6 protein-coding genes are annotated in these 13126 nt (G+C 35.8%); all 6 read right to left on the bottom strand.

The features are described 5' to 3' along the window. Positions 1 to 160: 160 nt before the first annotated feature. Complete coding sequence (locus NU08_RS09840) at positions 161 to 2254, bottom strand: alpha-L-fucosidase (protein WP_129746963.1); 2094 nt, start codon at positions 2252 to 2254, stop codon at positions 161 to 163. A gap of 85 nt (positions 2255 to 2339) precedes the next feature. Next, the gene (locus NU08_RS09835; RefSeq protein ID WP_129746962.1) at positions 2340 to 2984 is read right to left on the bottom strand and encodes a Pr6Pr family membrane protein; all 645 of its coding nucleotides are present in this window, start codon (positions 2982 to 2984) and stop codon (positions 2340 to 2342) included. 48 nt (positions 2985 to 3032) lie between these two features. Continuing rightward, positions 3033 to 3590 carry a YdeI/OmpD-associated family protein gene (locus NU08_RS09830; protein WP_129746961.1) on the bottom strand — a complete coding sequence of 186 codons (558 nt, stop codon included), beginning with the start codon at positions 3588 to 3590 and terminating at the stop codon, positions 3033 to 3035. Between the two features lie 53 nt (positions 3591 to 3643). Beyond that, complete coding sequence (locus tag NU08_RS09825; protein WP_129746960.1) at positions 3644 to 6052, bottom strand: sugar-binding domain-containing protein; 2409 nt, start codon at positions 6050 to 6052, stop codon at positions 3644 to 3646. Positions 6053 to 6324: 272 nt separating this feature from the next. Then, complete coding sequence (locus tag NU08_RS09820; RefSeq protein ID WP_129746959.1) at positions 6325 to 9855, bottom strand: malectin domain-containing carbohydrate-binding protein; 3531 nt, start codon at positions 9853 to 9855, stop codon at positions 6325 to 6327. A 371-nt stretch (positions 9856 to 10226) separates the two neighbouring features. Further along, on the bottom strand, positions 10227 to 12956 hold the full coding sequence (locus NU08_RS09815) for a glycoside hydrolase family 20 zincin-like fold domain-containing protein (protein ID WP_129746958.1): 2730 nt from the start codon (positions 12954 to 12956) through the stop codon (positions 10227 to 10229). Positions 12957 to 13126: the final 170 nt, after the last annotated feature.

The raw sequence follows: 13126 nt of genomic DNA, 5'->3' as shown, positions 1-13126 counted from the left end.
CAACGTATAATCTTAACGCAAATTTGGTTCTACCGACGAAACATTCCTACGAAATGAATTGTTTCTGAAAACCTATGATTCATTCCGCAACTCCTATTTCTGCAATCGAAACTACCGACGAAACATTCCTACGGAATGATTTTTACTAGAAACCTGTGTTTTATTCTACAACACCAATTTCAGCAATCGAAACTGTTTGCGCTTTTCCTACCGCAGCTGTAGCGACAAATTTCAAAAATCTTGCTTTAACCGCAGAAAAACTTTTAACTTGTTCAATTGGGTTATGTTTAATATTCGAAAACTCTCCTTCTGATTGTTTGTCCCAATAAAAACTGTCTACACTTGTGTACAATTCATAATTTGAAATCAAATTTAAATTGTTGCCAACTTGTTGCGGCGTATAAGTAAAACCTTTAATACTAATCAATTCTCCCATATCTATAACAACAGTTTGCGGCAGCTTGTTTTCATCATTTCCAAATCCCCAATCTGTGTCTGGATTTCCATCAATTATTCGTTCTACAGATTTGCTGTCACCACTCGAAACCGAAGTTACTTTCCATTTTTCTTTAGAAACTCCATATTTTGCCGACTTTATGCCACTATTGATTTTCTCTTTCGTATTTCTTGAAATAGCTTTAATTTCTACTTCCTTATTATATATGAATGGCGCTTTATACAAAGTACTTTTTTCAGTAGGTGTTTTTCCATCCATAGTGTAATAGATCGCATTTCCTTCTTCCGATTTAATAGTAACCAAACCATTTTTATCTCTAAAAATCTGCGGTTCTTTTACAAAAGTCGGTGCATTGTAAGCCTCAACTGTACTGATTACAAATCCTGCTTTAGCATCCAAAACATTGACTCTAAGTGCTGAAGCCGTAACTCGATTCAAACGCAAAATTCTTTTGTAACCAATTGTAGTTTCGTTAGCAATAGTTTCCCATTTTCCGTCCACTTTTGCTTCAATAGAAAATGCTTTTACACGCTGACCCAATTTAATATATTCTTGAAGTAAAACTCTATTGATTGTCGTGGGCTTTTTAAAAGTAAATTCAACCGAAGCCTCTTTTACTTTATCATCTGTTGCCCAATAGGTATTTTTATTTCCGTCGATAACATTTTGCGGACCAAAATTAGGATCGTTTCCACGAATGTTTGAAGCCTGAACCTGCGTTCCTGCCAATAATTCTGTTTTGAAATCGGCCTTAATTGTAGCAACTAGTTCTTTTAATCTTGCTTCATCATTTTCATGAACCAAACCACGTCTATCCACTGGAAGATTTAACAACAAAGTAGCATTTCGTCCAATCGATTCGTAATAAATATCCACCATTTCGTCAAGCGAACGCACTTTATCATCCTCTACTGAATGATAAAACCATCCTGGTCTGATAGAAACATCGGCTTCTCCCGGAACCCATTTTTCGCCATCTTCATGACCAGACATAAACTCTGTATAATGTACTTTTCCTGCCAATTCATCTTTCTGACGAAGTAACGACCAATTGGTTTTTCCTGCACGTCCTTCTTCGTTTCCAATCCATCTTGCTTCAGACGGTCCAACTCCCCAAACTAAAGTTTTTGGTGCGATATCGTAAATTAATTTGTACGTTTCATCCCAATTATAATACGTAAGTGTATTGATTTTTCTAGTTTCGTTTGCGCCGCCATAATAGCCATCTCCACCATTTGCGCCATCAAACCACATTTCGAAAACATCTCCGTAATTGGTCAATAATTCTTTTAATTGATTTCTGAAATAGGTGATATATTCAGGTTTTCCATATTGCGGATGATTTCGATCCCAAGGCGAAAGATATAAACCTAACTTTAAATCGTATTCTTTGCAAGCAGCAGCCAGTTCCTTTACTAAATCACCTTTTCCGTTTTCCCAAGGCGAATTTTTAACTGAACGTTCTGTATAAGCCGAAGGCCAAAGACAAAATCCATCATGATGTTTGGCAACTAAAATAATTCCTTTCATTCCAGCTTCTTTTACCACGCGCGCCCATTGACGGACATCTAACTGCGAAGGATTAAAAAGCTCTGGCGATTCGTCACCATAACCCCATTCTTTATTGGTAAATGTATTTAATGAAAAATGCACAAAAGCGTAGAATTCCATTTCCTGCCAATCAATTTGCTTTTGCGTCGGAACTGGTCCAAAAGGCTTTGGCGCATTGGCAAATTCCTGACTTGAAGCATTAGAAATTACACCAAAAAGACATAAGGAAAGGAATATTTTTTTCATTGCTGGTTGCTTTAAAATAGTCTGTACAGCATAAATGTAGTATAAATTGAAATCTATTGTTTAGAATTTCGACCAACAGCAATTTTTAAACCGTTTTGGTTCTAATTTTCGAAATCGAAATCAAAATAACAGACAAAACCACAAAAGCAATTAGAACAAAAACTCCATTTATAAGTGCAGTTTGCAATCCTAGTTTTGTAACATCAATAAAGGGATAAGGGTAAAAGCTGGAAATAAAACCATGAAATAGAGTATAAATCATGTAAATAATGGGATATAACAACCAAAACCAAATAGTTTTAAAAGAAATTTTCTCTGGACTAACAAAAAACAGCCAGAAAAAGAAAAATAAAATGGGAACAACGACATGAAAAATTTCGCTCACTATTCGATGATGTCCTTGTAAATCAACAATGGAACGCAGAAGCAAATTAAAAACAATTCCAACAATCAAAATATAAACTGTAATTGCTGTGATTGTTGTACTTTTTCTAAAGAAGGCATTTATTGCACTTTTTCCGCCAAACAATATCATGGCAGAGCAAATGAAAACTATAGAATTTGTTGTAATGGTAAAGAAACTAAAAAAGCGGACTGCAGCACTAAAAAAGGTAAATTGACCTCCTTCTAATAACAAATAAAACTGCGTTGGCAAAGCGTACAATTCGAGAGCAAAAATAATACCCAGCAAAATTTCCCCTTTAATTGTCGTGGTATTTTCTTTTTCCATATTTCACTAAAAGTCAGATTACTAAAGTAACGATTTTATTCGAAATATTTACATGACTCTTTTCTGTTTTTCGCTTTCTAAAATAGTTTTTTCAAGTCGTGACAACTGTGTTTTTTCCTGTTTGGCGCTCATAATCCAATGAATCATCACTTTCTTGTATGAAGGTGCTTGTTTTTCAAAAAACTCCCAAGCGACTTTATTGCTTTTAAACTCTTTTTCATAAGATTCCAAAAGCGGAACTGGCTCTTTTTCGTGCGAATAAATCTTAGACTTATTTTCAGTTCTAAAACTAAAAGCTTTCAAGCCCGCATCTGTCATTAATCCAGCTTTAGTCAAATCTTCCATTTTCTGAATATTAATCGCACTCCAAATGCTAGAAGGTTTTCTCGGAGTAAATCGAATTGTATAACTATCCTTGTCAATAGACTTTCTGACACCATCAATCCATCCAAAACAAAGTGCCTGATCTACAGATTCTGGCCAGCTTACAGAAGGCTTTCCGCTTGTTACTTTATAAAAACCAACCAAAAGCTCTTTTTCGTTTTGATGGTTTTTCTCAAGCCATTTTCTAAATTCTGATTGATTTGCGAAGAAAGTTGGAGTCATTTCATTTTTTTTTATAAATGTATAAAGAATATGGCAATCCAGGGATTGCGAGATTAATTCACTTTAACTTTAATCGTTGAGGCCTGTAAACCAGCAGTTGTTGCTTTCAACTGAATATTTTCTTTCTTCCCATTAGACTGAATAATCACAACACATTTCCCATTAAACAACTTACAGGAATTGGCTTTAAACGATTCCAAGTTGGCTTGATATCCATTATCAACTCCAACTAATTTTCCTCCGCCAGTTACTTCAAAATTGACTAAATCCATTGCGTTTGGCACTAAGTTTCCATCTTTCTCAAGCATTGAAACGGTTACGTAAACCAAATCGTAAGTATCATTTTTAATTGATGGTTTATCAACTTTTAAATCAATTTTAGAAGCTTGTCCCGCAGTTTTGATTTCCTTTTCTAAAACCACTTTCCCATTCTTTCTTGAAACTGCTTTTAAAGTTCCAGGCTCGAACTTCACTTTCCATGAAATATGCAAATCATCATTTTGTTTTGATTTTGTTCCAAGTGATTTTCCGTTTAAGAATAATTCCACTTCATCTGCATTATTGTAATAAGCCCAAACGTTAATTTCCTGATCTTTTGTCCAGTTCCAATGCGGTAAAATATGCAAAACCGTTTTCTTTGACCATTCGCTTTGGTACATATAATACACATCTTTCGGAAGTCCAGCTAAATCTACGATTCCAAAATACGAACTTCTCGCAGGATACGGATACGGATCAGGTTCGCCGATATAATCAAATCCTGTCCAGATAAAAGTTCCCGCCATGAAATCCTGACTTTTAATTGTTTTCCAGTTTTCTTCGTGTGTTGCGCCCCAATACGATTTTACCTGATCGTAAGCAGAAACCGTCCAATCTGCATTTCCGTCAAACGGAGCGCCGTGTTTTGTTGGCCAGGCTTTTATAACATCCGATTGGTCGTAATGTCCACGCGTTTCTAGAGCCGAAACACTTTCTGAAGCCAAGATTTTTTGTCCTTTAAATTTCGTTGGGAAATATTTGTAATCTTCATGTTTGTAATTGAAACCTAAAAGATCTAAAGCTCCAGATTGATAAATAAAGTTTTTCTCAATTACATTCTCTGTCAAAGCCGAAGTTACAGGACGGGTTGTGTCCAATGATTTTACGATTTTAGCCAATTCTCTAGTAATTGCAATTCCAGTCGAATCAAATTGTTCTCTGATTTCGTTCCCAATACTCCACATCATCACCGACGGATGATTGCGATCTCTTTTGATAAAATCTTCTAAATCTTGTTTGTGCCAAGCATCCCAATCTTTATGGTAATCGTTGGTTACTTTTTTCTTTTTCCAAACATCAAAAGCTTCATCCTGAACGATGAATCCCATTTCGTCGCACAATTGCATCATTTCCAAAGAATGCGGATTATGTGACATTCTAATAGCGTTTGCTCCCATTTCTTTCATCAAAGTCAGTTTTCTTCTAACCGCATGAATGTTTTCTACCGCTCCCAAAGCGCCATTATCATGATGCAGGCAAACTCCTAATATCTTGGTTGGAACACCATTTAAAGAAAATCCTTTTTCTGAATCGAAATTAAAAAATCTAAATCCAAGCGGCGTCTCATAATTGTCAACCAACTTCGATTTTTGGTAGATTTTTGTAATGACTTTATACAAATACGGATTTTCTAGACTCCATAATTTTGGCTGTTTTACTTCTAGATTATGTATCTTTTTTTCTGAGGTTTTAGCTCCGATTTTTTCTATTGAAGTCATATTTGCCACTTCAATATTTTTTGAATCTACGATCGACGTGACTAGTCTAAATTCTTTCGCAGAAGCATTATCATTATCAATGGTAACTTCTAAATGCATTTTTGATTTTTCGGCTGAAACTTCTGGAGTAGTTACAAAAGTTCCCCACTTCCCTACATGCAGTTTTTCACTCGCAACTAAACGCACATTTCTGTAAATCCCAGAACCTGTGTACCATCTTGAATTAGGTTGTGAATCATTATCTACTTTTACAGCAATAGTATTTGATTTTCCGAACTTTAAATAATGAGTCAAATCATAACCAAAAGAAATATAGCCATTTGGACGAACTCCCAATGATTTACCGTTTATAAAAACTTCGCTATTCTTAAAAACACCATCAAATTCAATTGAAACTGTTTTGCTTTTCCAACTCGCCGGAATAGTAAAAGTTTTACGATACCAACCTTTTCCTGCAGGTAAAAATCCTTGCGCTTGTTTGGTTTTTGCATCTTTATCAAATGCGCCTTCAATACTCCAATCGTGTGGTAATTGCAACGTTCTCCAATCCGAAGTATTGAAATTTGCATTTATTGCTTCTGGATAATCTCCTAATTTAAAGTTCCAATTTTTGTTGAAATCTTCTACAATTCTGACTTGTTTTTGCGCAAAAATGGATGCTGAAAATAGTATTGTTAAAGCAATTATTATCTTTTTTAAAATCATAATATATTTAAATAATCATTTTTTAAAATTCAGTATTTCCCCAATCTTGTCATTTCGACGAAGGAAAAATCTCCGCGAGTAACTCCGTAATGTTAATCGTCAATCTTTGTCGAGCTTCTTGTGTGATTTCTCCCTTAGGTCGAAATGACAAACTAAGCGCTATCAAGCTTTGAGGGATTACTTTGCGTGGACTTCGACTTCGCTCAGCCTGACAAACCAATCCATTATCAAAGAAACCTTTGTGCCTTTGTGCCTTTGTGCCTCTCAAAAACCTATTGAAACTCAAAATTATCCAACATTAATCCTTTCAAATCATCACCTTCCAAAGTAATTTTATATGTTCCTGCATTAATATAACCTCCAGACGTCGTATTCAAAATCTTCCATTTTTCAGGCGAAGGAAAAAACTCAATCGTATCATTTCGCATTAAAATTCCGTACGCATCTTCCATTTTGAATTTCACTTTTAAAGGCGTTTCATTTCGATTCATAAAACGGAAACGCATTAAATAAATTCCCGCAACGCCCGGTTTTACTTCAAACTCGATACTGTTATTTGTCTTTTTAGCGAACTCAATATAATCTGCTTTTTTGAAATTTCCCTTTTCAATTCCAGTTCCAGTTGTTTTTGTTTTTTCTGCTTCGATAATTACGACTGGTCTAGAATCGTCTTTTTCACCCATATCATACGTTGGAACGACGGCAATTGTATTTATAGTTTCTGAATTATCAAAAAGAACTTTCTCGTCTTTCTTTATTTTTTTAGTGAAAACATCAAATGAAATTCCGTTGCTGTTTTTTGCTTTTTCTTCTATTTTTTTATAATCTGAAAGCCCTTTTAATGCTTTGATTTTACTATCAACTAAAACATAAACAGTTGATTCTTCTTTCGCTGTGAATGATCCCGAAACTTTTGAATTAGAAGAAAATTGTAAATAATCTGCTCCAAAAACTTCTGAAGGCAATTCTGTAAATATAATTTCTGAATTTGAATATTGTTTTGAATTGATATCCAACCAAGAAGCTACCCAATTTCTACTTTTATCATAAGTACTCAAAATCAAGTTTTCAATATTTTTTGAAGATTCAGACGCTGGTCTTGCATGAATATCTTTCGTCGCAATTGCAATTGCCGAAATAATCGCTTGAGAAGCTTTTACATTTGGAAACGAAATCACAATTTTGCCGTTTGTACTTTTTACTTTGAATGTTTTCTTCACAGCGTTATCATGTCCAGCTTCTGCCCAAATATCAAAATCTTTTAAAACTACATTTTCATTGATGGCAACATCAAACAAACGCCATCCTTTGCAGTCTAAACCTCCGCCAGTTCCGTACCACGGTTCTGTGAAATATAATTCGACTAAATATTCGTCGTTTGGCGCAGGAAATTCGTAACGCAATTTGTCAACGCCATATCTAAAACTTTGAAACAACTCAGGATCTTTTGTGCCGTTTATTGGATCGAAAGTTTTTCTTTGACTTGCAAAAAAGTCTGGAAGTTTCTCAAAATTATCGGTCCATGATAATGAACCCCAAGTATTTTGTCCGTTTTTGTGCGTATCAGTTAGCCAAGTATTTCCGGCAGAATCTGTCAATTCAGAACCACCGCAGTTTACTCTGTAAATATAATTATAACCGCTTTTGGCTTTTGTAATATCAACTTTATTAGTTGTTAAAGCATCAAAACTTGGTGCTTTTGGAAAGTTATTTAAAACGATATAATCATTAGCAACCGCTTTTCCGTTTACATAACCAACAGCATATAAAACATTGTATTGGATATTTACATTATTAAACTGAAAATGCTGTCCGATTCCTGGATTTTTTAGTTTTCCAAGTGAAATTTTATCAACGTCATTAAACAATTCTACTTCATCACAATTCGAATAAATATCGATTCCGTTTTTGATTCCCGCAGTTTCCCAACGGCTTGGCCAGGTGTGCGAAACGATATAAACCATCGGATTGGTTTTGTTCGAAACATAATTCGCTCGATACATATAAAATGCATCCAAAGGTTCACCCCAAATCGTAAAAAGCCCTTTGTAATTTACTGGGCCGACTTTATCAATATCTCTAAATCCTTCGCCATTTTGAACGCGTCCCGGATTTTCGTGAGAAGCAAAAAGCCAGTTAAATTGTCCCGCAATTTTATCTTTTACCGATTCTGCTTCTCTAACTTTAATTTCCATTAACTGAGAAAAACGGTTTTCGCTTAAAGTTCCTTTTTGGTCGAATTCACCTTCGGTATGTAAATCGGCTGAACGCCATGCGCCGTATTCACCGTTTAATAACTGAGTTGTCATTTCCAGATGATATTTTAACGGATCTCCTCCATACGTTCCAGACCAGTTTTGAACTACATTCCAATCTGTTCCTTCTCCACCGTTACAAGTAGTTACGATTCTTTGTGAAGCCGATAACGGATCCATTTCACGGATTATCTGCGTGCATTCTTCGGCAAATTCTTTTGGGATCGTACTTTCGTTCTGCAATCCCCACATTACTACAGACGGACTGTTTCTGCGTTCTTTAATCCATTCTCTTAATAATGTTTTAAAGTTCTCTTTGAATTCTGGCGTATCGTACCAAATATGTGCTGAAAACTGGCTCCAAAATAAGATTCCGTTTTCGTCTAATTCTTTTTGATATAATAAATTGTGAGGCTGATGCGCTTCTCTAAAAGCATTAAATCCGCCAGCTTTTATTTGCTCAATTCGAGAATGAATCATTTCGTCTGAAAACGAATGGCTTTTTCCAATTAAATGTTCGTATTCGCAAACGCCATTTATAAAAATAGGTTCATCATTAATGAAAAAACGATTGTCTTTTCCGTCACGACTCACAGGCCAGCTTACCCAACGAATTCCATAAGGAGTTGTTAACTGATCAATTATTTTTCCATTTTCATAAACCGAAGTAACCAATTTATACAAATACGGACTGAATGGCGACCATAATTTCGGATTATGAATTTCTGGAAGTGTCTGTGCTATTTCTTTTGTTTCTCCCGAATTGATTTTGTTATCGCTTTTTGCAATAGCAACTCTCTTTCCAGAGGCATCCAAAAGAATGTTTTCGATAGTCAAATTTCGCTGTGAAGTGCCATAATTATTGATTTCTGTAGTTGTATGAAGAATTGCTTTTTGTTTTGAAACCGATTTATCATTCCAGATATGAACGCCAAAAGGCTGAATTCTAACATCGTTTGTTATGACCAAAGTAACGGGTCTGAAAATTCCCATTGGCTGAGAACCTTCTGAGAATCCCCATTCTCCCGAACAGCCACCGCAAACCCATGGTAAATCGGCTATAAATGACGGATGAGAAGCTTTTACTAAAATGATATTTGCTGCATCGAAAGAAACCGCTTTGGTAATGTCTAAAGTAAAAGTAGTTCTTCCACCTTTGTGTCCTCCTACTTTTTTACCGTTTACCCAAACTGTTCCGTAAGAACTAACGCCTTCAAAAAACAAAAAAAGTCTTTTTCCAGCAGCAGTTTTGTCGAGTTTTAATGTTTTTTTGTACCAAGCTGTACCGTGCAAATTTCCATGTTTTGTTCTTCTGAAACCATAATACTGATCCCAATTGTGAGGCACACTAACCTTCTGCCAATTAGAATCAGTTTTTGAATTTTCTACAAAATCTTCTTCTTTCAGCGGAAGATTATCCAAGATTACGGTTTCCCAAGACGAATTCAGCGAAATTTCTTTACGAAACTTCCCTGAATCTTTGCTCTGACTCCAAACAGAGCAAAGACTTGAAAAAAAACAAAAAATAAAAAAAACTATTTTATTCATATTTTTAAAACCATATAAGTGATTATAAGGTTGTTTAAGTTTTTATTTTACCTGTTTTGTCATTTCGACCGAAGGGAGAAATCACACTAGAAACTCCGTACAGTTATTCCCTATCTTTGTCGAATCCCGCGTGTGATTTCTCCCTTCGGTCGAAATGACAAACTGTACGGAGTTTCTTGCGAAGATCCCTCGTTCCTCGGGATGACAAGATTGTGTTTATATTTTCAATTAAAACTAACAGATTTTAAAAACATGTTAGGTCTAAATTAGCAACGAGTACGCGTGAGGGATTGAGGCGGTATCCTTTTATGTAGCGGAGCGGAATAAAAGATATAGCCGAAAGCCCGACCCGGAGGGACACGCCCAAAATATTAATAAAACAACCAGTCAATAGCTGCTTTTTCTCCTGCATCGATATAGCCTACGTCACGCGGTGTTATGGTTTGATCTGCGTCGATGAAACCTAAAATCAATACCTTTCCTTTTCCTAAATCCAATTTATTCTCGCCCGGCTGGAAAGTATACGTATGAATGTTTACACGAGGCAATTCTTTTAAATTCATGGCACTTGCCAAAATCACTTCGGCTTGACCGTGAGCATTTCCTGCTGCATCTGTCTCTAAACTCGGCGGTAATAAAAATCGCTTCTGATCTGAATTGAAATAGCCCACCACTAATTTAACGGCTTTTGTATTTCTAAACTTCAAATGCGTTCCTTTTTCGTTTTGCTCATTTTCTACAAACGAATATCCTCTTAAGTTTTGAAGCTCTGGAGCAATTTTCGTTAATTCAGAAATATCTGTTCCATACACTTTCGTTCCAGTCTTTACTAAATAACTTCCTGGTTTTTCATCGATAAAAGTTACATCAGCCGTTTTCCAAGGTTTTCCTTCTTTCGTTTCAATTTTACCGTCTTTTGATGATTTTAGCTTTTCTAAATTTCTTTTGAAATTAGCCAATTCACGCTCGTAATGCGGTAACAATTCAGCCCAAGTTTTGTTGTTTCCGTCGTCTCCTCCAATCGGGATTCGGCGCTGAGCAGTCTGCATACTATTCGCATAGTAATAGGTATCTTTTGTCAAGTTTACCAATAATTCGTAATGCTCGATGCTTTTCTCTAAATGAGGCATTGCTTTGTCTAAATCGGCAATGTCATTGGAATAACTGTATCTTAAAACCAATAAAGCGGCTTTTACTTTTTCTGAAAAGAAATCTGCAAACGCTTTGTAGGCATGCATATCATTTTTAAGACGTGCAAATTCTTCTTTATCTTTGGTTACGCTCGCTTCAGCTTTATCAATTGCTTCAACAGCCAGTCTTCCGTGTTCTGTGATTTCAGCAATAATCTGCGTTGGAAGTTCGCCAGAATGCGGTTCTTTGTTCCATTCTTTTTTAGCATATTCTAAAAGCAATTCGCCTGCTGGCCCGCATGATTCGTGGAATCCCGGATAAACTCTCCATTTTGATGGATTTACCAACTGACTTTCGAACATTCCCAACAATAAAGTCTGACGGTTTCCTTCTGTGATTCCGAAACGTCTTAAAGTTTTTGGAGCGATTTCTCCTGTTTCTTCGTAAGCTTTTAAAATATTGTTTGCTGCTTCTTGAGAAGTTCCGAATTTCGCAGCTAAATCATTATCCCAAAATTTAACTTCTTCGTTTCGATCTCTTTTGCTGTCCCAAGCATATCTTGCCCAAGCTTTATACCAAATCCAGTCACGATCCATTTCTAATAAACGTTCTCCTGATTTTGTTTTATCTGCCGAATATGGCCAATCCCAATATGAAGCTTGCGGATATAAGTGCAATGCATTTGCACCGTGAACGCTGTGCATTGCTTTTACCGTTTTCTGAATAAAATCTGGCGAACCATATCTAAAAGGTTCTAAGTTTGCCAAAATGTGAACATTCTCAATATGAATCGATTTTAGAGCACTCAACTGTTTGTGCGTTTCTCCCCAAGGGCCGCCTGGAGTGTACGTCGTTAAAGATTCTCCTGTATATTTACTTTCTGTATATAAGTTTTTGTATAACGGAAGTGATTTTTCCATAACCAAAGGCCCGTCTGTATCGTGAGAACGAAGGATAATTGGCGGTTCTTCCGTTTTTCCTAATGCTTGCAAACCATCGCGAACCCCCGGAATAATGGTTTTAGTAAACCATTCTACGTCATCATCAACGGTATTGATGGCTTCTCCCAAACAAACCATTAATCCAACATTTGGATATTTTTCAATGAATGCTGCAATAGATTTTCTGGTGTAATCTGACAATAAAGGTGTAATTGGTCTAGAACGATCCTGCGTTTTAATGTTATAATGTTCTGCAAAAGGCTTAGAAACAAGAATATTATAGAACATCTGAATTACCCAGATTCCGCGTTTGTTTGCCTCAACTGTTAGGAATTTATAGATTTCTTCGTTCTTTTTGAAATCCTCATCGCTCACTTCAACTGCAAACGGATAGTCTTTTAATTTTACTAAAGATGCAAACGGATGTCCGTTCCATAAATACAAAGAGTTCATGCGGTTTTCTACGAGCATATCCAGATATTTTATCCATAACGCTTTATCATAAAACCAAGGGAAAGTTTCTGGTGTATATGGGTATTCATAAACGTCACGTCCTGGAAGATAAACTGGTTTCTGCATTCCGATACAAGCTCCTCTCAAAACCATTTCCGGACTGTCGTCAATATTAATTTCTGAATGAAGCTGACCTGAATTTTTGATTCTATCTGCTAATTCTAATGCACCGTACAAAGTTCCAGAAGCATCTGTTCCTTCTATATAAACGACATTATTCTGAGTGCGAATCTGAAAACCTTCTTTCTTTGATAATTTGCTGTCGTTGATCTTAGCGCTTTTAGCATTTTGTTTCCAGAAATCGGTTCCTTTTTCTCCAATAACAATTACTTTATCTTTTGATTTTTTGAATTTAGCAGAAGAAGTTACGCTGAAGCCTTTTGACTTAAGCGTTTCAGATAATTTTTCTGCTCCAAATTTTGCTCTCGGCGAATTTGCATCACTCACAACAGTGATGTTCTGCGCTGTCGCGAAAGTGATATAAAAAAATAAAAAGAGTAATTGTAAATATTTCATGGTATGCTGTTTTTGGGTATTCATTCTAAAAATAATCTGCTAACTCTTCCTTTATCTATATAAAATCTGTGTGCAAAAATTTTTCACGCAGATTAGGCAGATTTAAGCAGATTTTATTTTTATTCTTTTGCCACAGATTAAAAGGATTAAAATGATTTTTTAATCTGTGG

Origin of the sequence: Flavobacterium anhuiense, assembly GCF_004151235.1 — a bacterium.
GTDB classification, from domain to species: domain Bacteria; phylum Bacteroidota; class Bacteroidia; order Flavobacteriales; family Flavobacteriaceae; genus Flavobacterium; species Flavobacterium anhuiense_A.
This window is presented reverse-complemented; position numbering and strand designations above follow the sequence as displayed.

Bases quoted from the DNA above. Each gene is read 5' to 3' on its own strand.
- NU08_RS09840 (WP_129746963.1), bottom strand. From the start codon at position 2,254: ATGAAAAAAATATTCCTTTCCTTATGTCTTTTTGGTGTAATTTCTAAT.
- NU08_RS09835 (WP_129746962.1), bottom strand. From the start codon at position 2,984: ATGGAAAAAGAAAATACCACGACAATTAAAGGGGAAATTTTGCTGGGT.
- NU08_RS09830 (WP_129746961.1), bottom strand. From the start codon at position 3,590: ATGACTCCAACTTTCTTCGCAAATCAATCAGAATTTAGAAAATGGCTT.
- NU08_RS09825 (WP_129746960.1), bottom strand. From the start codon at position 6,052: ATGATTTTAAAAAAGATAATAATTGCTTTAACAATACTATTTTCAGCA.
- NU08_RS09820 (WP_129746959.1), bottom strand. From the start codon at position 9,855: ATGAATAAAATAGTTTTTTTTATTTTTTGTTTTTTTTCAAGTCTTTGC.
- NU08_RS09815 (WP_129746958.1), bottom strand. From the start codon at position 12,956: ATGAAATATTTACAATTACTCTTTTTATTTTTTTATATCACTTTCGCG.